This window comes from Paenibacillus sp. FSL A5-0031, from assembly GCF_001956295.1.
In the GTDB taxonomy this organism is placed as follows: domain Bacteria; phylum Bacillota; class Bacilli; order Paenibacillales; family Paenibacillaceae; genus Pristimantibacillus.
In genome coordinates this window covers 45,553-70,785 of sequence record NZ_MRTD01000009.1, presented here as the reverse complement: position 1 = coordinate 70,785, position 25,233 = coordinate 45,553, and the positions used below count along the sequence as shown (strand labels likewise).

The window sequence follows — 25,233 nt, the reverse complement described above, 5'->3', positions numbered from 1 at the left end:
GCGTCGTTTTTTTGTCTATTTCTTCCTTCCATATTGCTTGGCATAAGATGTAATGCGTCGATACATGCTTTTGTCCCTTAAATGCTTCAGCGGATAAAACTGCGGTCTCGTATTTACTTCAAGAATCCAAGCATTTCCGGTTTTGTCCAAGGCGACGTCGAGACCCAGCTCACGAAATCTACTTCCATGTCTGTCAAATATACGTCCAACTGATCTGCCAAGCCGCTTCAGTTCTGCTTCCTTTCTTTGTACTCTAGCATAACTGAACCCTGCTTGAGAAAGTGTATTCTTGAAATATCCGATCTGACCGCCTTGGTGATAGTTTGTTGTAACTTTCCCCCGCTTGCCTATTTTCGTGAAGAGCGCACTGCTCTTCCATATGCCGTTGTTCGTCTTTTGAACCATGACGCGTATGTCGAAAGAGTTGCCATTCACAGTGGCAAGATGAATGCCTTTTTGCAGCAAATAAGAACGCTTCCTCGCATGCTTTTTCAATTTTCCATAAAGGCTGTCGAGCGTTGAGCAATGATTTTTTTCGGAGTTGTGTTGGATCTGATAACCATTTCCCTGCTTCTTTATCCGTATAATATTAAAGCCGCCTGAACCAGTGGTCGGCTTGAAATAGACAGTAGGATATTGAGAAAGGATCATACTAAGATTCCTTCGGTTAAAGCGCAGCGTCTTAGGAACATACGCTCTTACATCTGCATTTTTAAGCAGCCATTTCGTTTTTGTCCACTTGCTCTTTATCGTGGTACTCTTGTAGCTCATAATGTACATTCCCTCCTTATCCCTAACATATGAGGAGGTATGATTGTCTGATCGTGCTCTTGTCTAGTCGGTGATAGATATGTATGCAGCTCACTTTAATGGAAGCATGATTCCATAATTTAATAAGGGAGCGAATAAAATCTATCCGTACTGACTTGGGCAAGCACTGTAAAAAATGGGATACAACTGTTTAAAGGATGAGGCTTGTATGGCATATCATGCGGCAGATACTCATAATCCTATAGTAAACAACTAAGAATCAGCGTACATCCATCCGGCTTTTCAGCAAAAAAGTTAGGAAACCCCATTAAGGAGGTTATTTCTGATGAAGGCACTTAACGTTATTAGTCTTATTCTGATCATCCTAGGCGGCTTAAATTGGTTATCCGTGGGCTTATTCAACTATGACGTCGTCAGTGAGGTTTTTGGGGGAACAGAAGAAGTTGGATCGCGAATTGTATATATCATCGTCGGTGTCGCTGCGCTTTACGCTCTATCCCTTTTTGGAAAAGTAACAAGCGAGGACTAAGGAACAACGGCAGTAACCACAGGTCACGCCTGGCTAAGCCAGACGTGGCCTGTCGTTGTTTACTATAATCTTGTGATGTATGAGAAACGTGCATCTCCTTTTTTAAAAATTCATTCTGCAAGCAAGAGCATCATCATTCTTATCTCACTCGAAACGTTCTCGGCCCGTACCTGCGGACAAGTACTGGCGCAGCAACTAAGTAAATCAGCGTCAGAGCAGCTATACTCACCGTAAATGGCACTATCGGAATTCGCAAAAAGATACATGCCCCGCTAGCTGCTGATATCCCCATATTCACTATATAATATAGCGGATTTTTCACATTCAGCTCTGTAGAATACGGTTGGAAAATATAATACATAAACAAATGATGTATGGTGAAAAACACGGCCAACGAAATAACACAGATCCAAAGCATAAGCAGTTCGCTGTTTAGCCACTCCCCGCCCGCTGCTGCCATAATTGCTGTTAGTGACACCCCAAAAGCGGCGGCAATACTCAGGTTCAAGCCCATCATTTTTTTTAGCCGAATGAGGAAATGACCAAATGCCGAGCCGCGATAGAAGCTATAACGCATTAGGCTAAGATCGCAGTTGTAGAACATGGCCTTGCAAATGTTTTCTCCAACGGACATGTAGTACATAATCAGAACTAAGAACGGAAATACCGTTCCCGCATTCCATTTTAGACTCTGCAGCTGCTCTCGGAATAGGAAGGTAAGCAGAACACCCACAACTCCAAAAGCACCAACGATAACTAATCGTTTGTTAACCGGGCTGCTGATTAGGCTGCGATGCCGGAGAAAAAATATAGCGTTCAAATACGCATAACCTTTTTTGCCGTCTAACTTGCCTTGCTCATTTACGTCTATGATATAATCGCTTTCCTTCGATTTGACGCTCTTCTTCTGTGACTCTGTCACCATACGACCCAGATCGAGCAGAGGGTCATCCCTTTTAGTTGCCGCATCAACCACTCCACCATAACCGGTATAACGGGCCAGTTGAAAGACAGCAATCAAGCCTACAGCTGTAATGACAATACAAACCGGCAGACTCAGAAGAAACGTACCAGTAAACGGAACCTTGCCGAGCAGCAATGGCAAATACGCCCCGGCATAACCAATTAAAATAATCATCCATACGAGAGCTGTTTGTTTAATTAGTACAATTCCCGTTTTCTCAAAAAGCTTGAGATGTGCATACTCCGCAAGAACTCGCCACATTGTGACCATAATGGTTAGCAAAATCGCTTGCAAAATGGAGACTCCCGCGAGTGATCCGAACAAAAGCATGGCTGGCAGCAGATATAGCAAAAAGGTTGTATAACGATAGGCAAGCGACGCCTGCATATATCTTTTTCCAGACAGCCTCATCAGCTTCACCGCTACGTACTTCTCTCGCTTTGGTTCGAGCACAGTCGCGCTGCTGATCGCTGCCACAACAAAACTGATGATTGCAAAAATATGTACAAACTGCTGGTGCTTTTCTTCCTCAGACAATCCCACAACGAATTCCGCTATAGGCAAGTAGATAAGTATCCCCAAATATGCGAATCTAAGCATGAATCCCCACAGCTGGGTAATGATGAGCGCTATTATAGAAACAGCCTTCTTGAGCCCCAAATTGGCGTAGAAGCTATTGTGCACCAGCTTGCCGAGCAGCGGCAGCTTCTGAATATAATAAATGAGCATATTTGCCGTAATAGAGGTTCGAATGGCCAGCAGCGTGTTAAGCGTTCTCAGCATGGGCTTCATCCTTCAGCAGGTTAATGACGGATTGCTCAAATTCCGCGCTATGCAGCAGCTCTGACGGTACGGCAGACAACTTCCCTTTGTTCAAAACAACCAGCTCATCGCATAGATCTGAAGCTAATTGCAAAATATGCGTAGAGAATATAAGAATGTGATCACTCTTCATCTCCCTCAGCATGTTCTTCATCTCCAGAGCAACAATAACATCGAAGGAGGTAAGCGGCTCATCGAGCAGTATAATTGGCGGTTTCGTTATGAGAAATAGCAGCATTTGCAGCTTGTTCTTCATGCCGTGTGAGTACCCTTTGATCAGCAGATGGCGATCCTCCATTGTCATGCTCATCATGTCAAAATAATAGTCAATGTTCTTATCCATTTGCAGCTTGCCTTTGTTAATATCCATAAAAAACTTCACGAACTCATAGCCCGTAAGAAACTCGGGAAGAATCGGCAGCGAGTACACATATCCGACGTCCTGCTCGCTTAGCTTCCTCGTGTGGCCATCCACCTCCAACAGCACTTGCCCGCCATCCATGTCCTTCTCTCCGCTCAGACAGTCGAATAGCGTCGTCTTGCCTGCACCGTTTCGGCCAAGCAGACCATATATTTTCCCTTTCTCAAAAGTAAATCCGGCTCCTTGGAGCACTTGTTTATCCTCAAATCGCTTAACGATATCTTCAATAATCAGACGCAATTACAGCTCCTCCATTCATCCCATTAATTTCATCTCCTATTTTGTACGATAATGAGAACGAAAGGTCTCGAATTGTAAGGCTGCTGAAGGAAAATTATATGTAAATACGTAGAATGACTTGCAGGGAGTAAGCACAAAAAGAGCAGCCAGCCTCCCTTCGACGGGAGAGCCGACTGCTCTTCATTGCAAAATATTATAAGCGGCTGATAATGATTGGTACCTGAACACCGCTAGGCAGCCCTTCCGCAGACCTATTGGCTCAGATGCATACATTATCGTCCTTTCGCTACTTGCTGATTTTTCCCTTCAGTTCGCCAAGCTTCTCCTGTGCAGTACCTTTCAGCTTATCCAGCTTGCCTTCAGCCTGCAGCTTCTTGTTATCTGTCGCTTTGCCGTAGCTATCCTTCATTTCGCCTTTGCTTTGATTCGCAATACCCTTCACTTTATCTTTCAGTCCGTTTGTATTCATCTTCATCATCTCCTCGATAATTGTATGCTTCTTCTTACCTCCAAGGGGTGATTTTGAAACAGGGCTATATTGGAAGTCGATAGTACTAGAGATGAATTACCATTTATTTAGTCTATTAAATACTCAAAAAAAAGCTCGTTTACAATGTCATTTTTGATATCGATATAGAGATTAGTGGTGTGCGTGAATCGATGGTCGAGTGTAAATAAGCGCAGAAGTGCACCTGTTTTTAACAAACGAGATGAAAATGATTCGAATAAGTGTATAAATGCATCTAGTTGAACAAAATTGAAAAATATTTAGTTAAATAAGTGCATTTATGCTCTTAGATTCAGCTACCACTGACTGATGTGCACATTTAGCTAACTTGCTTTGCAGTGTTAAATTCATTAGACAGTGCCTTGGCAAGTTTTTTCATAAAGCGCAGTTGCTTATTTTCAACTGAAAACCTCTAATATATAGACCCCGTTTATCTAAACAATAATATTACACACGATAATCGTAGGAATGCATATTCAGCAAGCTGTGTAACTGATTTATGCTAGTACTATAAGTTTGTTTGCAATATCGTTTGATCGTGCAACATTATCCGCTTATTTAGTAAACCAATATTAAATCAATATTGGTTTTATTGCATTGCGGTCTAGAATCGCGATGACTTCACACATTTAAGGAGGTGATTAAGAAAGAATGTAATGATGTGCAAAATTGAAAGCGCATTAATTCGAGGTTAAAACATCTGACTAGGAGGTTTTTTATGTTATCAATGAACGAATTGGTAAAAAGAAATCCATTCGTCATCATGTCTTTGGCATTTGTTTTATTGCTGTCGCAGCTTACGCTGTACCCCTCCGTATCTTCAGCCGCCGGAGGCCCTAATCTTGCTCTGGGCAAAGTTGTATCAGCCAGCGGCTATGCCGATGTGTATGTAGCGAGCAACGTTAATGACAACAACCAGGGTACCTATTGGGAGAGTGTAAACAATGCATTCCCTCAATGGCTCCAAATCGATCTTGGTGCGAATACGAGCATCGATCAAGTTAAACTAAAGCTGCCTGCGGGCTGGGAAACACGTTCACAAACCTTAGCTGTACAAGGCAGCACAAACGGCACAACGTTCTCTACTATTGTTGGTTCTGCATCCTACACATTCAATCCAGCAGTGAGCAGCAACACCGTGACAATCAACTTTACAGCCACCAGCACCCGTTATGTTCGCTTAAACTTTACGGCTAACACGGGTTGGCAAGCCGGACAAATTTCTGAATTCGAAATTTACGGTTCCACAGTAACGCCAACACCTACTCCTACTCCTACTCCTATACCAACAGCTACTCCAACCCCTACACCTGTGCCTACACAAACGCCAACTCCTACACCGACGATTACACCTACACCTACAATTACACCGACGCCTACCATTACACCAACGCCACCTGCTGGCGGCAACTTAGCTCTAGGTAAATCAATCACTTCCAGTTCTACCGTCCACACATTCGTAGCAACGAACGGCAACGACGGCAATACGGCTACATACTGGGAAGGCGGCAGCAATCCTAGCCAATTAACCGTCGATCTCGGTTCCAATCACAACATCACATCGATTGTTGTGAAGCTAAACCCGTCTAGCGAATGGGGTACGCGAACCCAAACGATTCAAGTGTTAGGCAATACTCAGAACTCTTCCACATTCAGCAGCTTGGTTTCCGCGGCATCTTACACGTTTAACCCCGCTAACGGCAACTCGGTAACGATTCCGGTAACCGCTACGGCGAAACAGGTCCAATTGAACATAACGAACAACTCCAGCGCTCCTGCTGGCCAAGTAGCCGAATTTGAAATCTATGGCGCTCCAGCTCCAAATCCGGATCTTACGATTACAGGAATAACTTGGACGCCTACAGCTCCGGTAGAGACGAATGCGATTACCCTGAACGCAACCGTTAAAAATATCGGCACTGCAAACGCCCCTGCGACTACAGTCAATTTTTATCTCGGCAACGAGCTGGCAGGATCTGCTCCAGTAGCCGCATTGACGGCTGGCGCTTCAGCTACCGTATCGCTGAATGCCGGAGCAAAAAATGCTGGAACCTACGCCGTTAGCGCCAAGGTCGACGAGAGCAATGCAATTATTGAGCAGAACGAGACTAACAACAGCTATAGCAGCCCGTCTGCATTAACCGTAGCTGCCGTGTCCAGCTCCGATCTAATCGCAACCGCCTCTTGGAATCCTAGCAATCCAAGTGCCGGCAATACAGTAACCTTTACCGTAAATCTTAAAAACCAAGGAAACATTGCTTCCGCCGGTGGTGCTCATGCCATAACATTAGTTCTTAAAAATGCTGCTGGTGCAACCATTCAAACCTTAAATGGTTCCTATAATGGCTCATTAGCTGTAGACCAATCCGTCAATGTCAGCCTGGGGACTTGGACCGCTGTCAATGGCAGCTACACAGTAACTTCCACTGTTGCAGCTGACACAAACGAAGTACTCATTAAGCAAGCTAACAACTCAAATACAACAAGCCTTTATTCCGGCCGCGGCGCTAATATGCCGTTTACCATTATTGAAGCTGAGTCCTCTTCCAATACAACGAACGGAACAAAATTAGCTCCGAACTTCAAGCCTGGCGATTATGCGGGCGAAGCTTCTGGACGCTCCGCCGTGCATCTTGATGCAACAGGCGAATATGTAGAGTTTACGCTGACTTCTTCTGCTAACGCTTTTGTCCTTCGCAACGCAGTTGCAGAAAATACGACCGGAACGATTAGCATTTATGCTAACGGTGTGAGTAAAGGCAAATTCACGGTAACCTCCAAGTTTTCTTACGTATATGCAACACCAAGTACGCTTGGCCGCCTGGGTTACGACAATGCGCCTGGGGCAGGATTAACAGCTTACTGGCTGTATGAAGATTCCCAGTTGCTGCTTGACCAAGTATATCCGGCAGGAACGAAGATCAAAATTCAAAAGGATGCTGGTGACGTTTCGGCAATCTATGTTGACATGATTGAAACCGAAAATGTCGCTCCTCCAGCCGCCAACCCTGACACGACTAAATATATTTCGGTTTCTTCTTCCAAATCCATAGAGCAAGCGCTTAATGAATTTAGACAGGATTCCACGAAAAAAGGTATTTACATCCCTGCAGGCGAATGGGTGATCAACAGTAAAATATTTCTTTATGGACGTGCAACCGAAATCATTGGTGCTGGTCCATGGCATACCAAATTGGTTGCGCCACAGAACCAATCCAATACGGATGTAGGCTTTAATATTGGTTCTACCGCTAACGGTTCAACGATTAAAGACCTGTCTGCATGGGGCAACTATGTATACAGAACTGACGGTCCTGGTAAATTCATCGATGGCAACGGCATGCAGAATGTAACCGTTCAGAACGTCTGGGTTGAGCACTTCATCTGCTTGTATTGGGGCGTGAATTCCTCCAACAACACGTTCAAAGACAATCGTATCAAAAACACATTCGCAGATGGAATTAATATGACCAACGGCTCATCCTATAACGTGATTGACAACAACTACTCAAGAGGCGCCGGTGACGATGCCTTCGCCTTATTCAGTGCAGTTGATGCTGGCGGTTCCTACAATGTAGGCAACAAATACACGAATCTTACAGCAACCTGTGTAAGACGCGCAGCAGCTTTCGCCGTATACGGCGGCTCGGATAACCTATATCAAAACCTCTATGGTGCAGATACGTTGACTTATCCAGGCATTACCATCAGCAGCTTAAGCTTTGGTTACAACACATTAGGATTTGGCGATAAGGATACTGTAATTGATGGCGTAACATTAGACCGGACGGGTGGAGATTTCTGGACCAGCGTCGGCGCTGATGACAAAATTAATGAATATCAAAACTTTGGCGCTATCTGGTTCTTCGGCGGAGACAGAACCTTCAAAAACATTCTCGTAAAAAATGTGGACATTAATAATCCCGTGTACTTCGGTCTAATGTTCCAGACAAAATCGCCAGAGAACCTTGCTATGCAAAACGTTCGCGTAGAGAACGTTAACATCAACAACCCTTCCCGCTACGGCATCAAGCTCGTGGTTAGAGGAGAACAAGGCCAAGGGCCAGCTGTCGGCGGAGCAAGCTTTACGAATGTGAAAGTGAATAACCCAGGTGTCGCAGCCATTTATGGTGAAAGCGGCAGCCCGAACTTTACAGTGACAAGAGTATCAGGAAACAACTGGTAATCTAGTGCAATGAAGAAGGAAGCAGCGTACTCAGGTAACTGTGTACGCTGTTTTTTTCTAGTAGTATACGATTCGAATGATTGCTGCGGCTGACGGCATGTAAAAACATTTTCATCAGAATAAATCACAACTTTTTAATTTTATAAATTCAGTATATTGGAGCTATTGGATAGAAATATGCATCTTCTTCCGCTCCCGCATAACAAGGAAAACAATTAAGCTTAAGCTAACCGCTATAACGCTGAAGCTAGTCCACTGACCGGCTGTCCAATTAAACAAGTAGCGAGGCGAATCTCCCCGCAGCCATTCCAAGTTAAAACGACCGAATGAATACAGGATATTGTAAGTTAAGAATAATACCCCGGCTCCCCACTTCCTGCTTTTTAATAAGATTAGCAAGACGAATACGATGAGATCCCACTGTCCCTCCCATATTTCCGCAGGCCACAGCGGTTGTGAGCCGTAAACGTCGTAAGCCATCGTTCCTTCTGGATAAACAATACCGAAGCCCGAGCTAGTTGGCGAACCATACGCATCTCCATTCAGAAAACAGGCAATTCTGCCAATCGACTGCCCCAAGACGATTGCTGGAGCCATTATGTCGGCCAGCTCCCAAAAGGATAAACGATGCTTCCTCGTATAGACGATCAAAGCCACGAAGCTGCCAATCAATGCTCCTTGAATCGAAATTCCGCCATGCCATATGTACATGATTTCGATAAGATGCTTCGAGTAATACTCCCATTGAAAAAAGAAAACATGCCAGATTCGCGCAGACAAGATTGCACCAACGAATAGATATGGAACCATGTTCAGTATATGCTCCTGATACAAAGTACCGGCAGCCAAATGACGAGCCATCCCCAGCGCTAGCAGAACCGCCAAAGCCACCACTACCCCGTAAGAATGTACTTGGAACTCTCCAATTGAAAATAAAATAACTCTCATTCACTTATCCTCCCTGGGTTCATATCGCCATGACCTGTCGCCTTCCTCAATACTACAGTCTGTAGTATGATTGCATAAAAAAATTTATGAGTCCCCGCCCAACATAAATAGCAGTAGCAACGATAAAGAGGCAAGCAGTGGTCTGCGCAAGGCTATCTTTACCTTCACTGTTTTTTCAGGCTCTAGAACTTGCATGATGCGATAATGCATCGTTGTATTTGCAAAATGAACCGATGCCGCATGCTGCTTCATTCCCCCCAGCTTTGACAACTTCAATAGTACACTAGCCAAATGCAACTCCGAGCCCATTTGGCGGATCGCAAAGCGGTCGGCGAGCAGCTCGGTCCATGTTTGATAATAGCGAAAAATCGGCTTCATAATGGGCCAATACGCAAAAGCTTCCGTCAGCATGGTCATCAGAAACAGCTTGAAATTATCACGATTGAGACAATGATGCCATTCATGCAGCAATATCGCCTTTACCTCATCATCACTGAATATATCGAGAACCGCTGTTGAGACCACAATTTTCGGCCGTCGCATGCCGATCGCCAGCGCGACAAAAGCATCATCCTTCACCACGATGATTTCTGTTTTTAAGCTGCGGTACTTATAGTTAAAGCGTTTCGTTAGTCTGTCATGTTTAATAGCATAAAACAGCTTTAGCCATTTCCTCGAAAAATACGTCTGCGTTATCATTCGCCAGCTCACCCTTATGAGCGTATACAAGGCGACCATGACAAGCAGGGCAAAAGTCAAAGTAAAGCCATGCAGCCTCTCGTCTTCCATTTGGCGAGCAACAAAAATCCCCATCTGCATGCTAAACAAAGCCATGCAGAAGATCATCAGTGCAAAGATCCATTTCAGCTTAACCGGAGGGTTCATTCTTTTTTTCCTCTCTTGATTTCGCTTAGTTTGCGTTCCAGCTTCGCGATCGTTTCCTGATCAACGTCATCCAGCGCATCGATCATATGGTTCACGACTAAACTGCCATACTCCTGTATAAGTCCTTGTGATACTGCTTTCGTCTGTTCCGATAAAAATTGTTCCCTTGACTGCACCGTGCTGAACTGTGCAGCTTGGTTTCTACCCGTTCCAGTCTGCCTTTTCGTAAGATGGCCTTTGTCCAGCAATCGGTTCATCACTGTCATCACTGCGTTAACAGAAATCGGATTATCCTGATTTAAAATTGCCTGTACCTCTTTGATACTCAAACCATCGGAAGACCATAGAATATCCATAATTTTAGCTTCAAGCGACCCAAAAAATCGATTTAGTCCCTCACCGCTCACGTTCAATCTTTTTATTTGCATGCGATCACGTCCTAACATACTACACAGTGTAGTATGTTAGGACGTTCATGTCAATATTTGTATCTTTATTCAAGGGTTATTCGGAGCAATGTAATATTAAATCACTATTCCATCTCGTTTATTTCTCCATAAATAACAAAAGAGGCGTAAAATGAACCTAGGTTCATTCTACGCCTTTATTCCTTAATTGCTTTGTTGCAGCTTTTCCAAATGAACATCCAAGTTTTCAAACGTTTGCGTTATACCTGGAATCATTCCCATATCGATCACCGTTTGCAAAGCTTCTGGCGATGCATATTTCGCGGTATTAATTAGTTTCGTCTTGCCATCTTGCTCAATAAAATCGAGTGTAACCATCATTTGCGGCATATTTTCCGCAATATTGCCTTCCGCATCCGAGAAACAATCTTTATAGACGATCTGCTCCGGTGCTGTAATCTCCTGATAGAATGCTTTACCCCACGATTCCATACCGTAGAAGTCGCCTTGGTTCTTATCTTCACACTTCATGCAATAATGCCAAGTTCCACCTGGACGGAAGTCGACGTTGCATACAGGTAAAGTCCAGCCTTTTGGTCCCCACCAATGTTTTAAATGCTCTGCCTCCGAGAAAGCTTTGAATACAAGCTCGCGCGGTGCTTGAAACACACGCTCCAATATAAGTGTGCTGCCTTCTACTTTCGATACCAATTGATTAGTTAGGTTAGGGTTAGTCATAATAAACATCCTCCTCAAATTTGTTTATATCATTAATCCGTTGATTTCTTATAGCTAATCTTACTTATCTGTTTCCTTGTTTTGCAGCTCCAGTAAATAATCGTCCAGCCGATCGTAGCGTTCCTCCCACATACGTCGGTATGATTCCAGCCAAGCGTCTAATTCCTTAAACGGGTCAGGACGCAGCTTGTAAATACGACGGTTAGCAATCGCCTGCACCTCAACAATACCGGCCTCGCTAAGGACGCGCAAATGCTTGGAAGCTTGGGGCTGGCGTAGGCCAAGCCTTTCAGCAATCTCCCCAACCGTTAGAGGACTCGCTCGCAATAGGTCAACAATCTGCAGGCGGTTAGGCTCAGCCAAGGCACTCATAACGTTAGCATTCATAAGAAAAACATCCATTCACTTGATTTAATTAAATAAGCCTTCTCTAAAGCAATCATTACTTTATCGAATCCTTTAAGCCCTCCCTCCTTGTATTTCCTTTTGTTGAATTAAATATACCACAACGGGAATATTCCTGTAAAGGAATATTCAAATTTTTTTTAAAGCTTGCTTATGTTCCATGAAATCAACCTAGCAGCGGATTTAAGAACCATCGATATCATCGATGTTCTTATTCATCCTACATCGCCTCATCTAATTCAGTTTAAAGTAAAATGAATCAAATCGCCGTTTTCACTCGCAGCTATCAGTTAAAATACTATACTTTCCGATATAACATTAGGAAGTTTTTAACAATATAAAAAAACAGTACTTATTTGGATTCGGAAGGATGAATTTTATGTTTAAGATTAAGCGTATAGTCACATGTCTGATCATCGTATCTTCATTATTTTGGTTAACAACAACAGCAACTTTGCATGCTCAGGATCAAAAAGATGACGGAAAATACGATTTTCTCATTATCAAGCCCTATGGAATGAAAGGACACTGGGCTGAGCGTTTGTTTCAATGGGCTATGGCACAAAATATTATAAATGGATACCCTGACAGCAGCTTAAAGCCTGACGAGCCAATAACTGAAGCAGAGTTTTTAAAAGCTCTTTATAGAGCCTTGGGTATGGCTTTGCCATCCGCAAGTTCCCCTGAGGGTAATGATGATTGGACAGGCGGTCCCTATCGCATGGCAGAGAGCTTTAATCATCCTACATCCGGCGCTTCGAACCATAAGCTGAGAATGGAGCCACTCACGAAGTCACGAGCTTCAGAAATCATTTGTGCCGTGCAAGGGGTTCATTTTGAAGGTGAAGACGCCGTTGTTTACCTCATTGGAAACGGTATGGCTAACAGTGACGCTATAACGCCAGAGCAATTCAATGGACAGGACTCTTTTTCACGAGCAGAAGCCATTCAGTGGATTAGACAGCTCACCTTTAAAGGAGTACTGGATATAGAAAAAAGGCCAACCGCTCCATCGGATCGCACACTTCTACCGTCTTTACCATCTGCAGCCATCCAGCGTATTCCAGATTTCAGCGCCGAACCCGTCACGAGAAATGACTTCAATTTATTTGGAAATAGTCCTTTTACTGAGGTGAAGATAGGAGATTCAAAAAAAACAATAGAGGATCTATACGAGGTTTCGGATGAAAAGGATGTCTTTAATAATAACATTTACCCTTTATTCTCAGCACACTACAACAAAGATGGGCTGATTGATTCTTGGAAAATAGATCAAGACACTATTGAACCTACCAATATAAATCCGTCATTACGTACATATAAGGGGATTGTCCTCGGAGAAAGCACCATGTTCGATGTCCTTCGCCTATATGGAACTTTTGGATTTTATGGAGACCAATCAGCTACCTATTTCTACGAGAAGACCAGCGACGGAAATTACCGCGACATTTCCATTCATGATAAGCTTAACAACCCTGATAATATGTATTCAATATCGTTCATATTCGATAAGGAGAGCCATGCTGTTGTCTATGTCTCGACTTCTTGGTTCCCCTATTCTTATTTTGGATGGGAAGATGTTTAATGTTATACAACAAACCCAGTACCGATGCGGTACTGGGTTTGTTGTATAGGTATAACATTCGTTCCAAAACCCTAAACGAAGAGCATTTTTAAAAAAAGCATCCTTCTTATCGGTCACAATTCTGTTCACCGAAACCATAATCATAAATGATTCCTTTTTAATTCCAGCCAACCCTTATGCTCTAACAGGTGCCACCTTATACGCGGCTCTACCGTCTGAATCTTGCTCTCCCTCATGAGGGGATACTCCCCAGCCGAATGAAAGTACGAAAGCGAGGCGCTTTGCTTCAGCTTCTGACAAATGGGCGATGACCGCTTCGTTCTCCGGCTCCAGAATAAGCTCTGCTTCTTGCTTCAGTGCGACAAGTATCCAGCTGTGAATGCCGCGTATCGTGTTGTACTTGATTTGATAGCCGTTTGTTACAGCTTGTACGAAAGTATCTTGCTCCTCATTCGCCAAAGCGGTTAAAGCGGTGTATTCGAAATGGAACTTACTTTCATCTGTAGGCAAATTGCCAGCCTGCACTTTGCTAATCAGTTCATCATTTGGCCAGCCGTAAGCCTTCAGCGATTCCAGCATCAAGGCATCCCATTGTGAAAGCTTCGTTTCGGGCTTGAGTGTGTCAGCCATTCGTAATCTCTCCTTTATGCTCGCATGTGAGCAGTCCTATGTGAAAGAGACTGCCCCGGTCATCATGGATAACCGGAGGCAGTCTCTTGCCAATATTAAAAGTTACTTGCTTGCTTTGTAGGCGTTTAGGAATTCTTTCGCTTTCGCCGGATCAGCTTTCAGCTCCATGCCAGTATTCACAAGCGGGCTAAGCGTGGAAACGGCTTTGAACTTGTTGCCATTGTAGAATGCCAAGATCTCATCCTGGTTAATGGAGTATAGAACTGCTTTCCGCAGATCTGCGCTTTCCGCAACTGGACGGTTTTTTGTATTGAACAGCAAGTAAGAAACAGCATTGCTTTGTACGGTTTGAAGCGCCAGCTTGCTGTCGCCCTTCACAACGTCAAATTTCGTCTCGGATACGCCGTAGTAGATGTGAATCTCACCACTGCGAAGCGCGGACAAGCTGCTGTCTGCGTCTTTGATAAAGCGGATTTTAATATTAGCGATATTCGGCTCATTTTCTGTACCCTTCATATACGCAGGGTTTTTGTAGAAAATAGCCTCGTAATCATTTTTGGAGGACAGGATGTAAGGACCGCTTGTAAACAATGTGTTGTTATACGCGCTGCCTTCTGTTACCGTATTTTGGTCGCCGTAAGGAATATCTTTGTTCACATCGAATTTAGCTACATCGTACGTGTTGATGCTCTCTACTTGTTTCTTGGACACGATACCTGCCGATTGGTGAGCCAAGTAGTTCAGTACTTGCGGGAAAGGCTCAGTCGTCGTAAGCTTAACGACTTGGTATTTACCCTCTTTGTTGTTCGCTTGTTTCTTATCCGATACGAGAGCGGATATTTTTGAACCAAGACCTTTTTCAAGAGCTGCTTTTACAGTGTCGCTGCCACCGGAAACCTTAACAGCATCTAGTGCTGCAGCATCCGTTACAAGTTCCACGTTATTGATATGCTCGTGAAGAGTAAACGTACGGTGGTCAGGTACAGAGTTTTTGTCCTTCGCGCGGTTCAGCGAGAAGATTACATCGTCAGCACCAACGCGTTCGCCAGTATCAACTGCGAGCTTGTTTTTGATTTGAGCAAAGTTGATATCGTCTCTTAGGATAAAGTAATAATCGGAATTGCCATCAGCAATCGCATGATTCAACGATAGGGAACCTTCGGAAGTGATTTTATCATCATCTGTAAGATTCACTAGACGCACATACATATTCGTATTAATAATGTTGATGGAGCCGTCGTTGCCTTTGATTGGATCAAGCGACGTCAGCGTCGGCATAGTCGATTGAAGCACTAGCGCATCTTTTGCACGCTTTGAAGTGTCTTTAAAATCAACATCTTCCCAAGGAAGCGAACGTGACTTCGAGATGCGTACGGAATCCTTGTTCAGTACGTCTTGATTCAAAGCCTGTGCTTTCAATGAGTTGTATAGCGGCGCGATATAAGCCTTGTCAAAGACAAGCTGCTGCTCGAATTGCTTGTACGTTTCTGTGTACTCTTCTGGCGTTTGAGCACCAGCCGCATCAATCAATTTATCGATTTCCGGATCAGCAAGGATGCTGTAGTCTCCGCCTGTTTTGAAGAGCGAGCGTACTGCATAGTCGGGGTTACCCGTAACGGTAGTCCAGCTGGACAATGCGATGTCATAGTTGCCAGCGTCCTGCTGTGATTTGAAGCTGCCGTAATCAGCTTGAAGATTCAATTTCACTTTAAAGCCGTTTTTTGTAAGCTGATCGCGAACAATGTTAAGGTCAGCCTCGTTTGAGCTCATGCCAAGCAATTCTATATCTACTGGGTTACTGTCAACGACTGCCTCTGTTCCTTGCGTTGGTGCTGGTGATTCCTTCACGTCGTTCTTGGTTGTTAATTTGCATCCGCTGAGCATAATCGAAAGACTGATTAGCAACAATGCGGCGAATTTGCCTTTGTTCTTCATGATAGTAGTCTCCTCCTGTTTTATCTATATCTTATATGTTAACTCACATTCAGTTATCGCCCATTCCGGTCTCGTAACGTAGAAGTCGATGGAATATGAATGAGGTTAAGAAGAAACGACTTCGTCGTCCTTGTTTAAGGACAAGAAGTTTCTCGCAAAATATAGGCGGAGTATAAATGTGAAGCTTATACTTTCCTATATTTTAAAAAAGGGATGAAATCTTTAATCCAGCTTCGGATCCAGCGCATCGCGCAAGCCGTCGCCAAGAAAGTTGAATGAGAGTACAAGCGCGATAATCGCAAGTCCCGGATAAACAGCCGTATAGGCATGCGTTTCGAGATATGCGCTTCCGAGCTTTAATATATTTCCCCACTCCGGAATATGCGGTTCGACGCCAAGCCCCAAATAACTCAAGCTGCTTGTGGAGATGACCGCAGTACCAATCGTCAGCGTAGATTTTACAATCATCGGCGCGATGGAGTTAGGTACGATATGCTTGAACAAAATAGTTCGGTCACTGGAGCCGAAAGCTCTAGCAGCCTGTACATATTCCAGCGTAGATACGAGCATGACATTGGCTCTCATTGTCCGGGCATAAGTTGGAATCGCACCTACGCTTAATGCCAAAATTAGATTGACCGTACTTGCGCCAAATGCCGCAATGATCGCAATGGCAAGCAGAATGCCAGGAATCGCATAGAGGATATCTAATATCCTCATAATAATATTGTCCGTATGCCGCCCGTAATAGCCAGAGACTGCACCTAGAACGCCCCCAATCAAGACGGGGATGAGCGTTGACAACAAGCCGACAGCCAAAGAGATTCGTGCGCCGAAGACGATACGCGAGAACAGGTCTCTTCCGAAGTTGTCCGTTCCTAGCGGATAAGCCAGCTCAGGAGATTGAAGAATTAAGCTGTAGTTGTTCTCAACCGCAAGGCCGTAATCAAAGGTCAGGTAACTTGTTATGGACAGCGTGAGCAGGAACAGGATAAAGAGCAGTCCCAGCATGGAAGTCGAGCTTCTCGACAGACGTTCCACAACTTCTCCAAGCTTAGAGCCGGATGAATAACCCTTGTCCCGCAGCTTCGCAATCAGTAATAATCCTAGAAATAATGCGAACAAGTTGCCGGATACCGAAGTTAAAATAAGGATACCAGCAACGATTCCCATCCAGCGAGGCATCGCTGCTTGATCTGCATACTTAGCGACCAGCAGCAATGCTGCGAGCTGCAGGACCGCTGCAACGATCAATAGAAACATACCGATCATAAACCCGTTAGCCACATATGGCTTAAACAAGTTAAGAGCTGATACTGCGAATACGAACAGAGTCGTAAGGAGCGAGTAAACAGCTAACGTATACGCCGCGCTTTTTTTCTGCTTGATGAGCTGGAACGCCGTAGTTGCCACGAATACATTCGCGGTTAGAAGGCTTAACAGAAGTACATAACCAAGCATTCTTGTGGAACGTCTGATCGCGCCCAAACGGATAAGATCGCTTCGAATGAGCGCCCATACCGCCAGCTCGAGCAGAGCGAAAGCAAAATATGCAATGCTTGCAATGAGTACTGCAGGCTTAAATGACCCGTCACCGGGAACATAACTGTTTAGCAGAAGTACAAGACCAAGCGCCAGGGATACAATGCCAGCGAAGCTTGCCTGACTGTATTCTTGACTCGATTTCAGCCTGAACTTGACTTCTTGCTTGCTGATAGTAGGATTCGTCAAGAGTAGCACCTGCTTTAGTATTGTTTCATTTTCGAGCGGATTCTAGGATCAAAAAACGCATACATCAAATCGACGATAACATTCACGATCGAGATGGTAATGGCTGTATACACGACCCCGCCCATCACGCTAGGAATGTCGGGAATGAACTGCTTATCAACGATATAACTGCCGATACCGCTAATATTGAATACTTTCTCTGTAACCGCCGCTCCCCCGAGCATACCGCCGAACTGCAAGCCAATGACAGTAATGATTGGGATAAGCGCGTTGCCAACGGCATGCTTCCAAATAACACTTTTGCGAGCAAGCCCTTTGGCCCTTGCAGTCGTAATGTAATCCTCATGAATAACTTCAAGCGTCGATGAACGGGTCATTCGGGCTACGGCAGCCGTTAGCCCTGTGCCTAGAACGACAATCGGCATAATCGCAGACAGCCAGTTCTCAGGGTTATACGTTGCAGGCAGCCATGGAAGCTTAATTGAGAAATTCAAAATAAAAATAAGCGCCTGCCAGAAGTTCGGAATCGACAATCCGAGCAAAGCAATGAACATAAAGGTATAATCAAAAAAGGAATTCGGTCTCGTAGCCGAAATAATGCCGATTGGCAAAGCGATCAATACTGCGATCAGCGTCGAGATAACCGTTAACGTGAGCGTCACCGGAAATTTATTCGCGATAGCTGCAGTAACATTCTCGTTGCCTGCAAATGACTTGCCGAGATCGAATGTAAATATTCCTCTAATTGTGTCCCATAACTGGACAAGATAAGGTTGATCCAATCCGTACAGATGGTTGAAGGCTGCGATCTGCTCGGCAGTCGCTGTCTCTCCTAATAAGTTAGCCGCTGGATTCATCGGCGATATATACAGGATTGTAAAAACGAGAAAAGCGACGCCCAAAATAACGAATACTGACATCACGATACGTTCCGCAACGTATTTCAAGTAAGGCATCGAGTAAATGGCCATCAACACATACATTGGAAAACCGATAATGAGTGATAAGATGAAGAAAGCCGGATTCAAGGCTAACGCATGATACGTATCGCCAAATGAAAACTTCAGCCCGTTCTCGCTGGCAAGCCGTTTATCCAGCTCATGGTTGAACGATTCATTAAATTTGATCTCAGCCAACCGGTGCGCTTCCTGCTCGGTTTGCTCTGCGCTGACGGTTTGCCCGAAGAAACGATGCTTGCGGACAAGCTGTTCTTTAGCCTCGATACGCAGCTTATCAAGGTGCCCAGTTGCAAGCAGCTTGCTCCTCGTCTCCGCGGCGATTGCTTTGTAGCCGTACTTAGACTTACGATATTGATGAACGCCATACACGATGGCAGATACAGGAGCTCCTAACAGCAATATAAGCAGACTGTAGGCTGGATGTAATAACATTTTGCGGTAGATGGCGGCGATATGATCAATAAAGCCATTACCCATAGCAGTTGCGTGCCCTTTCAAGCTAGTCCGCTTCCTTTCCATCTAGTAATTTTAAATTGCATTATTCCGATCAATATAGTAGATTTTATTTTATGGACTGGAATATGTCAATAACTTATAACTTTGTTACTTACTTTTTTTCATTATACATGATATAAGGAATATCAGGTATAAATAAGAATCTCTCTTTAAATTACCCTAATCTCAATTGGAAAACCACAGAATTGCAGGTGCATATATGGATACATTATTACAAGTTAACGATTTATCGGTTTCTTTTTTCGCCCGTAACAAAGAAATAGAAGCGGTACGTCACGTCAGCTTTGAGGTCCGTAAAGGCGAAACGCTCGGCATTGTAGGTGAATCCGGCAGCGGAAAGAGCGTTACTGCGCGTACAATTATGAGGCTTCTGCCCTCTCCCCCTTCCATGGTGAAGAACGGTGAGGTGCTTTTTCAAGGACAAAATTTAGCCTTTAAAACCGATAAAGAAATGGAAGCCATACGCGGAAGAGATATCGGGATGATCTTTCAAGATCCCATGTCCTCGCTCAATCCGACCATGCGGATCGGCAACCAAATTGAAGAAAGCTTGATCAAGCATCAAAAGCTGGACAAGAAGCAAGCCCGTACTGAAGCGATCGAGATGCTGAAGCTCGTAGGCATTCCGAATAGTGAAGCCCGCTATCATCAGTACCCTCATGAATTCTCTGGCGGGATGCGTCAGCGGGTCATGATCGCCATTGCGCTGGCATGCCGTCCTTCGCTGCTAATCGCAGATGAGCCGACAACGTCGCTTGACGTTACCATACAGGCACAGATCCTTAACCAAATGAAGGATATACAGAAGCAGCTGGGAACCTCCATTATTTTAATTACGCATGACCTAGGCGTCGTAGCCGGCATGTGTGATCGCGTCGTCGTCATGAAGGACGGAGAAATCGTCGAGACGGGAACAACGGAGCAAATCTTTGCTAGTCCCCAGCATCCTTACACTGTTAAGCTTCTCCATGCATTGCCTCGTTTAGACGAGAAGAAAAAACAGAAGCCCATCCCTGCGATTATTCAGCGGGAAGAAGGCGTGCCTTTGCTGCAGGTTCGTTCTTTGAAGCAATATTTTGATATGGGCAAAGGGCAAATTGTTAAGGCCGTTAATGATATCAGCTTCGATATACAGGCTGGTGAAACACTCGGAGTTGTCGGTGAATCGGGCAGCGGAAAGTCAACGACCGGCCGTACAATTCTTCGCTTAAATGAGGCGACGGGCGGCGAAGTGCTTTTCAAAGGAATACCGCTTCAGCAATTAAATCGCTCGGAGATGAAGACGATGAGACGCCATATGGGCATGATCTTCCAGGACCCGTACGCGTCACTAAATCCAAGGCTTCGCATCATTGATATTATTGGCGAAGCGCTTGACGTACACGAAATAACGACCTCCAAACGTGAACGTCAGAAACGTGTCGAGGAGCTGCTTGAGATGGTTGGGCTAGATCCATCTCATGCCATGCGCTACCCGCATGAGTTTTCCGGCGGCCAACGGCAGCGGATCGGCATTGCGCGGACGCTCGCTGTAGAGCCTGAATTTATCGTCTGCGACGAGCCATTGTCCGCACTCGACGTTTCCATTCAAGCACAGATTGTGAAGCTGCTCGAGGAGCTCCAGCAAAGACTTGGTCTGACCTACCTGTTCATCGCCCATGATTTATCGATGGTGAAGCATATTAGCGACCGCGTCGCGGTCATGTATAAAGGGAAGATCGTTGAGCTTGCCGAAAGCGAGGAGCTTTACGCGAATCCGATTCATGCTTATACGAAGTCGCTTTTGGCGGCAATCCCAGTACCTGATCCCAAGGTTGAATCGCAGAAGAAGCTGGTAGTGCATGAGGAAGCTGCCAAAGCTGATCCCTACGAGCTCGAACACTCCGAATTCGTAGAAGTGAAAAAAGGCCACTGGGTGGCCGTTGCAACCAGCTAAGCTGGCGACATTAAAGAACCGAAACCCGTTGGATGAATGGGTTTCGGTTCTTTTCATTTTGGTTATCGATACGTTGAGCATCTTTCAATTGCAACCTCACGACGGATACACAACCCCATCGATTACCCTTGTTTATCCGTCCATAATGTCCGCTGCCACACGGAAGCCACAGTTGCCGGTAGAGCTGTCTGGCGTGTTGCCGCTTCTGGCTGCTACACGGTAACGGTTGCAATAGGAACGGTGGCATAGATAAGAGCCGCCGCGCATGGCACGTATGCCTGTCGGTTCCATGAACCTCGGATTTCTCTCGGATGTCACTCGGTGATATTCGGGGCTGAACCAGTCAGAGCACCACTCCCATACATTACCGGACAAATTGAACAATCCATACCCATTAGGCTCATAAGCATCAACGGGCGCGGTGCTTACATAACCGTCGCCGGCATTGTTCTTCACGGGGAATTTGCCTTGCCAAATGTTGCACATGTGCTTTCCTTCTGGTTTCAGCAAATCCCCCCAAGGATAGGTTCTGCCTGTAAGCCCGCCTCTTGCGGCATATTCCCATTCGGATTCCGTCGGCAAACGAGTCCCGGCCCAGGCGCAATATGCCATCGCATCGTGCCAAGTGATATGAACAACTGGGTGGTCAAGCCGTTCATCAATAGTTGAATCCGGCCCCTCCGGCTTCGCCCAAAAGGCACCATCCACAGCAAGCCACCATGGCGCTTGCTGCGGGACCTGTCTGACCCGCTCTCGTGTCGGCTCGGAGGCCAGCAAATGAAACACAAATGACCAACCGAACCGTTCGGCTTCTGTAACGTAGCCCGTCTCCTCAACAAAGGAGCGAAATTCACCGTTTGTAACGGCATACGGAGAGATAAGAAAGGAATCGACATGCACATCACGAGCCGGTCCCTCTCCGTCCGACGCGACCCCGCCCCCTTCACTCGTCCCCATCCTGAAAGTGCCCCCATCAATTTTTACCAACTGACTGATTCCTCGTGCGCGAGTGGATCGTGTGGGAAGCAATGGATAGTCTATTCGTTTTATTTTGGCGGCTGCTACCTGTTCTCTGCCTGCCGCACAACAAGATTTCCCTGGTATCATATCATTATTTTGCCCCTCTCCCGGCCTATTAAGCATAGAATGCTGCCCCGCTAATCCCCGAGAATAAGAGAATCGTAAATGGATGCAATCGTAAACGAAATAACATGTATAAGCATGCAGCTACAATAAGGAAGGCCGGCAGCAGCTCATTGATAGACAAGCTAGCGGATAAATGGGCCACACAAAGTTGATAAGCGGCAAAAAGTATAAGAGCTGTAACAACAGGCTGCACGCCATACATGCAGCGCCCCAGATAATTTTTATGATCACGGGTAATGAAGTAAATCATTCCTGCAGTCATCAGTATGGAAGGCAGCAGTAATCCTAGCACACCAGCAATGGCGCCAATCACCCCGTAGGCTTGATAGCCGACAAGCAAACCCAAATTAACGGCGATGGGACCAGGAGACATTCCTGCGACTGCGATAACGTCTACAAGCATATCGCTGCTCATCCAGGCTTGGCGTTCCGTCTCCCTCTCTATTAATGGGATCAAAGCATACCCTCCGCCAAACGACACAAATCCCATTTGCAGAAAAAACCAAAATAACTGCGCCATGACTTCAGCTCCCAGATGAATGACTTAAATAAAATACATATATGAATTGTCGGCACCATCCTTGAATTGGCGTGCCTTCGAGCTTTTTGCACTCCGACTGCTATGTGTTGCAACGACACTGGCAGCAGCACCTCCGGTTATAAGCCAAATCGGATGTGTCTCCAAAAAAAGAAGTACAAGGCTTATAATCGCAATTGCTAACGAAAGTGTATCCTTAATTGATATCCTCCCCAGCCTAAAAACGGTATAGAGGATCATTGCAACAATTCCCCAGCCGATTCCTCTTAACGCTCCAATTACCTTCAAGCTGTCACTGAACTTGTAATAGAGTAGAAAAAGGCCGATTACGATAAGACAGGTCGGTAAGATGGCACCAATTGCAGCTGCGACCGCCCCCTTCAACCCGACTAGACGATACCCGATCAATAAAGAAGCATTGATTGCCACGCCTCCTGGGGCCGCTGCCGCAAGCGAAAGCGTTTCTTGTAATTCCTCTTCATTCATCCATTTCCTGCTCGCAACAATCTCCCTTTCCAACGCAGGAAAAGTGGCGTATCCACCGCCAAAAGAAACAGGCGCAAGTTTTAGAAAGCTCCAAAATAGGGATGTTATTCGAGGAGAACTCGACTCAGAACGATTCACTTCGCAACACTACCTTCCTAATCATTAACATTCTATTCGCAGCTTTGTTTATTCCAATCTGAAATAAGCATAAGCTAAATCCGAAATGAGGGAGTGATTTCAAAGCATCTCTCACGCTTTTATCTTACACCTTAATCCCAATATGATAAAAACAATCCTTTCGATCTTCCTCACAAAATAACAAATACTAAGGACACATTAGAGCATCCTTCTTATTACCATTATTGTCTATAATGAAAAGCAGAAAGGAGATGAATCTATGAAAAAGACAAATATTCTATTGATTACGAGCGACCAGCAGCATTGGAATACGATAGGTGCATTTAACAATGAAGTGCATACTCCCAATCTGGACCGGCTAGTTCGTGAAGGTACAACCTTCAGCCGAGCTTATTGTCCCAACCCTACTTGTACACCTAGCCGTGCATCCATTATTACCGGCATGTATCCAAGCCAACACGGAGCTTGGACGCTTGGCACGAAGCTGCTCGAAGATCGTCATACGATTGGCGAGGACTTCCAACAGGCAGGTTATAAAACTGCGCTGGTCGGTAAGGCACATTTTCAACCCTTGCGTTCAACAGAACAATATCCATCACTCGAATCGTATCCCATACTGCAGGATTTGGATTACTGGAGAACACACAAGGACTCTTTTTACGGCTTCTCTCATGTTGAGCTAGCACGAAATCACACCAATGAAGCGCATGTTGGGCAGCACTATGCAGCATGGCTGGAGGATAAAGGATGCACCAATTGGCGAGATTATTTTTTGCCGCCGACAGGCACCATGGATCCTAACCAGACTTACACATGGCCAATTCCTGAGAAATACCACTATAATACCTGGATCGCCGAACGAACGAATCTGTTATTGGAACAATACAAACAGAATGATGACAGCTTTTTCTTGTGGTCCAGCTTTTTTGACCCTCACCCAGAATACTTGGTTCCTGAGCCATGGGACAGGATGTATGATCCCGATAAGCTAACCATTCCTGCCATGGTTCCGGGTGAACACGATAATAATCCGCCGCATTTTCGAATGACTCAAGAAGAGGCGCCAGACTTCTCGTTCTTGCGAGAGAGCGAATTCGACATTCACGGTTACCGCTCCCATCATTATTATGAGTACGGCAGCAAACTCAGGCTGACGGAAAAAGACAAGAAAAAGCTGGTCGCTGTGTATTATGGCATGGTCAGCATGATGGATAAATATATTGGCACTATTCTTGATAAATTAGATCAACTCGGATTAGCTGATAATACGCTAGTCGTATTCACAAGCGACCATGGCCATTTCTTTGGACAGCACGGCTTGCAAGCTAAGGGCGGCTTCCATTATGAGGATTTGATAAAGCTGCCGTTCATCGTGAGGTACCCAGGGCACGTTGCGGCCGGCAAAACCTCTACAGCCTTTCAATCACTTGTTGATCTAGCCCCTACCTTCCTGTCGTTCTCAAATCTGCCTATCCCTCATGCAATGACAGGAGTAGACCAGAAGGAAGTGTGGCTTGGCAGGTCCGATCAAGCAAGAGACCATGCCATTTGTGAATTCCGGCACGAGGCAACGACCATCCATCAGAAAACGTTTGTAAATGAACGATATAAAATCACGGTTTATTATAACCAGATATACGGTGAAATTTTTGACCTGCAAGAGGATCCCAACGAACTTCACAACTTGTGGGATAACCCTAATTACTCCAGCTTAAAAACAGAGCTCCTGCTGAAATATGTATGGGCTGAGCTTGGTAAAGAACCTATGCCGATGCCTAGAATTTGTCACGCTTAGCTTGTCCATCACGA

At 45.2% G+C, this 25,233-nt stretch carries 21 protein-coding genes; 5 read left to right on the top strand and 16 right to left on the bottom strand.

Going from position 1 to position 25,233, the window contains the following annotated elements; translation table 11 throughout:
• Nucleotides 1-15 precede the first annotated feature (15 nt).
• Nucleotides 16-771, bottom strand: coding sequence for a YheC/YheD family protein (locus tag BK120_RS17035; RefSeq protein WP_076268701.1), 756 nt, complete (start codon nucleotides 769-771; stop codon nucleotides 16-18).
• Between the two features lie 325 nt (nucleotides 772-1,096).
• On the opposite strand from BK120_RS17035, the gene BK120_RS17030 reads away from it, so the two are divergent.
• A complete protein-coding gene (locus BK120_RS17030) occupies nucleotides 1,097-1,300 on the top strand; it encodes a DUF378 domain-containing protein (protein WP_076268700.1) in 204 nt (67 codons plus the stop codon).
• A 139-nt stretch (nucleotides 1,301-1,439) separates the two neighbouring features.
• Here the strand turns inward: BK120_RS17030 and BK120_RS17025 are convergent, their stop codons facing one another.
• From BK120_RS17025 to BK120_RS17015, 3 genes are all read right to left on the bottom strand, one after another.
• Nucleotides 1,440-3,047, bottom strand: coding sequence for a hypothetical protein (locus BK120_RS17025; protein WP_076268699.1), 1,608 nt, complete (start codon nucleotides 3,045-3,047; stop codon nucleotides 1,440-1,442).
• Nucleotides 3,031-3,747: an ABC transporter ATP-binding protein gene (locus BK120_RS17020; RefSeq protein WP_076268698.1), complete on the bottom strand. Its 717-nt coding sequence runs from the start codon at nucleotides 3,745-3,747 to the stop codon at nucleotides 3,031-3,033. The genes BK120_RS17025 and BK120_RS17020 overlap by 17 nt, the downstream gene beginning before the upstream one ends.
• A gap of 286 nt (nucleotides 3,748-4,033) precedes the next feature.
• Nucleotides 4,034-4,222 (bottom strand): CsbD family protein, encoded by a 189-nt coding sequence (locus BK120_RS17015; protein WP_076268697.1) that lies wholly within the window; start codon nucleotides 4,220-4,222, stop codon nucleotides 4,034-4,036.
• Nucleotides 4,223-4,973: 751 nt separating this feature from the next.
• Between BK120_RS17015 and BK120_RS17010 the strand changes: the two genes are divergently transcribed.
• The gene (locus BK120_RS17010; protein WP_076268696.1) at nucleotides 4,974-8,441 is read left to right on the top strand and encodes a galactose-binding domain-containing protein; all 3,468 of its coding nucleotides are present in this window, start codon (nucleotides 4,974-4,976) and stop codon (nucleotides 8,439-8,441) included.
• Between the two features lie 162 nt (nucleotides 8,442-8,603).
• On the opposite strand, the gene lgt is transcribed toward BK120_RS17010, so the two are convergent.
• The 5 genes from lgt to BK120_RS16985 form a co-directional block, all read right to left on the bottom strand.
• Nucleotides 8,604-9,389, bottom strand: a complete 786-nt coding sequence (lgt, locus tag BK120_RS17005; protein ID WP_076268695.1) for a prolipoprotein diacylglyceryl transferase — start codon at nucleotides 9,387-9,389, stop codon at nucleotides 8,604-8,606.
• A gap of 84 nt (nucleotides 9,390-9,473) precedes the next feature.
• Nucleotides 9,474-10,274 carry a M56 family metallopeptidase gene (locus BK120_RS17000; protein ID WP_076268694.1) on the bottom strand — a complete coding sequence of 267 codons (801 nt, stop codon included), beginning with the start codon at nucleotides 10,272-10,274 and terminating at the stop codon, nucleotides 9,474-9,476.
• Nucleotides 10,271-10,702, bottom strand: coding sequence for a BlaI/MecI/CopY family transcriptional regulator (locus BK120_RS16995; RefSeq protein ID WP_076268693.1), 432 nt, complete (start codon nucleotides 10,700-10,702; stop codon nucleotides 10,271-10,273). Before BK120_RS16995 ends, BK120_RS17000 begins: the two co-directional genes overlap by 4 nt.
• A 183-nt stretch (nucleotides 10,703-10,885) precedes the next feature.
• Nucleotides 10,886-11,419, bottom strand: coding sequence for an SRPBCC domain-containing protein (locus BK120_RS16990; RefSeq protein ID WP_076268692.1), 534 nt, complete (start codon nucleotides 11,417-11,419; stop codon nucleotides 10,886-10,888).
• A 60-nt stretch (nucleotides 11,420-11,479) separates the two neighbouring features.
• Nucleotides 11,480-11,806, bottom strand: coding sequence for an ArsR/SmtB family transcription factor (locus tag BK120_RS16985; RefSeq protein ID WP_144376785.1), 327 nt, complete (start codon nucleotides 11,804-11,806; stop codon nucleotides 11,480-11,482).
• A gap of 397 nt (nucleotides 11,807-12,203) precedes the next feature.
• On the opposite strand from BK120_RS16985, the gene BK120_RS16980 reads away from it, so the two are divergent.
• Entirely contained in the window at nucleotides 12,204-13,409 is a 1,206-nt protein-coding gene (locus BK120_RS16980; RefSeq protein ID WP_076268690.1) for an S-layer homology domain-containing protein, read from the top strand.
• Between the two features lie 174 nt (nucleotides 13,410-13,583).
• Here BK120_RS16980 and BK120_RS16975 read toward each other — a convergent pair whose 3' ends face one another.
• The 4 genes from BK120_RS16975 to BK120_RS16960 form a co-directional block, all read right to left on the bottom strand.
• Nucleotides 13,584-14,039: a hypothetical protein gene (locus tag BK120_RS16975; protein WP_076268689.1), complete on the bottom strand. Its 456-nt coding sequence runs from the start codon at nucleotides 14,037-14,039 to the stop codon at nucleotides 13,584-13,586.
• 102 nt (nucleotides 14,040-14,141) lie between these two features.
• Entirely contained in the window at nucleotides 14,142-15,974 is a 1,833-nt protein-coding gene (locus BK120_RS16970) for an ABC transporter substrate-binding protein (RefSeq protein WP_076268688.1), read from the bottom strand.
• Between the two features lie 222 nt (nucleotides 15,975-16,196).
• Nucleotides 16,197-17,705, bottom strand: coding sequence for an ABC transporter permease (locus BK120_RS16965; RefSeq protein WP_076268687.1), 1,509 nt, complete (start codon nucleotides 17,703-17,705; stop codon nucleotides 16,197-16,199).
• Between the two features lie 14 nt (nucleotides 17,706-17,719).
• Nucleotides 17,720-19,162, bottom strand: coding sequence for an ABC transporter permease (locus BK120_RS16960; RefSeq protein WP_372239000.1), 1,443 nt, complete (start codon nucleotides 19,160-19,162; stop codon nucleotides 17,720-17,722).
• A gap of 217 nt (nucleotides 19,163-19,379) precedes the next feature.
• Here BK120_RS16960 and BK120_RS16955 point away from each other — a divergent pair, with 217 nt between their 5' ends.
• A complete protein-coding gene (locus BK120_RS16955) occupies nucleotides 19,380-21,116 on the top strand; it encodes an ABC transporter ATP-binding protein (RefSeq protein ID WP_076268686.1) in 1,737 nt (578 codons plus the stop codon).
• A gap of 132 nt (nucleotides 21,117-21,248) precedes the next feature.
• Here BK120_RS16955 and BK120_RS16950 read toward each other — a convergent pair whose 3' ends face one another.
• The 3 genes from BK120_RS16950 to BK120_RS16940 are packed head-to-tail and all read right to left on the bottom strand — an operon-like array spanning nucleotide 21,249 to nucleotide 23,424.
• Nucleotides 21,249-22,223 carry a formylglycine-generating enzyme family protein gene (locus BK120_RS16950; RefSeq protein WP_076268870.1) on the bottom strand — a complete coding sequence of 325 codons (975 nt, stop codon included), beginning with the start codon at nucleotides 22,221-22,223 and terminating at the stop codon, nucleotides 21,249-21,251.
• A gap of 28 nt (nucleotides 22,224-22,251) precedes the next feature.
• Nucleotides 22,252-22,782, bottom strand: a complete 531-nt coding sequence (locus BK120_RS16945) for a chromate transporter (RefSeq protein WP_076268685.1) — start codon at nucleotides 22,780-22,782, stop codon at nucleotides 22,252-22,254.
• 24 nt (nucleotides 22,783-22,806) lie between these two features.
• Nucleotides 22,807-23,424: a chromate transporter gene (locus tag BK120_RS16940; RefSeq protein ID WP_083682092.1), complete on the bottom strand. Its 618-nt coding sequence runs from the start codon at nucleotides 23,422-23,424 to the stop codon at nucleotides 22,807-22,809.
• 259 nt (nucleotides 23,425-23,683) lie between these two features.
• On the opposite strand from BK120_RS16940, the gene BK120_RS16935 reads away from it, so the two are divergent.
• Nucleotides 23,684-25,219, top strand: coding sequence for a sulfatase family protein (locus BK120_RS16935; RefSeq protein WP_076268684.1), 1,536 nt, complete (start codon nucleotides 23,684-23,686; stop codon nucleotides 25,217-25,219).
• Nucleotides 25,220-25,233: the final 14 nt, after the last annotated feature.

Bases quoted from the DNA above. Each gene is read 5' to 3' on its own strand.
- BK120_RS17000 (WP_076268694.1), bottom strand. From the start codon at position 10,274: ATGAACCCTCCGGTTAAGCTGAAATGGATCTTTGCACTGATGATCTTC.
- BK120_RS16935 (WP_076268684.1), top strand. From the start codon at position 23,684: ATGAAAAAGACAAATATTCTATTGATTACGAGCGACCAGCAGCATTGG.
- BK120_RS16975 (WP_076268689.1), bottom strand. From the start codon at position 14,039: ATGGCTGACACACTCAAGCCCGAAACGAAGCTTTCACAATGGGATGCC.
- BK120_RS17035 (WP_076268701.1), bottom strand. From the start codon at position 771: ATGAGCTACAAGAGTACCACGATAAAGAGCAAGTGGACAAAAACGAAA.
- BK120_RS17030 (WP_076268700.1), top strand. From the start codon at position 1,097: ATGAAGGCACTTAACGTTATTAGTCTTATTCTGATCATCCTAGGCGGC.
- BK120_RS16985 (WP_144376785.1), bottom strand. From the start codon at position 11,806: ATGAATGCTAACGTTATGAGTGCCTTGGCTGAGCCTAACCGCCTGCAG.
- BK120_RS16990 (WP_076268692.1), bottom strand. From the start codon at position 11,419: ATGACTAACCCTAACCTAACTAATCAATTGGTATCGAAAGTAGAAGGC.
- BK120_RS16995 (WP_076268693.1), bottom strand. From the start codon at position 10,702: ATGCAAATAAAAAGATTGAACGTGAGCGGTGAGGGACTAAATCGATTT.
- lgt (WP_076268695.1), bottom strand. From the start codon at position 9,389: ATGAGAGTTATTTTATTTTCAATTGGAGAGTTCCAAGTACATTCTTAC.
- BK120_RS16970 (WP_076268688.1), bottom strand. From the start codon at position 15,974: ATGAAGAACAAAGGCAAATTCGCCGCATTGTTGCTAATCAGTCTTTCG.
- BK120_RS16955 (WP_076268686.1), top strand. From the start codon at position 19,380: ATGGATACATTATTACAAGTTAACGATTTATCGGTTTCTTTTTTCGCC.
- BK120_RS17025 (WP_076268699.1), bottom strand. From the start codon at position 3,047: ATGCTGAGAACGCTTAACACGCTGCTGGCCATTCGAACCTCTATTACG.
- BK120_RS17015 (WP_076268697.1), bottom strand. From the start codon at position 4,222: ATGAAGATGAATACAAACGGACTGAAAGATAAAGTGAAGGGTATTGCG.
- BK120_RS16945 (WP_076268685.1), bottom strand. From the start codon at position 22,782: ATGGCGCAGTTATTTTGGTTTTTTCTGCAAATGGGATTTGTGTCGTTT.
- BK120_RS16980 (WP_076268690.1), top strand. From the start codon at position 12,204: ATGTTTAAGATTAAGCGTATAGTCACATGTCTGATCATCGTATCTTCA.
- BK120_RS17010 (WP_076268696.1), top strand. From the start codon at position 4,974: ATGTTATCAATGAACGAATTGGTAAAAAGAAATCCATTCGTCATCATG.
- BK120_RS16950 (WP_076268870.1), bottom strand. From the start codon at position 22,223: ATGATACCAGGGAAATCTTGTTGTGCGGCAGGCAGAGAACAGGTAGCA.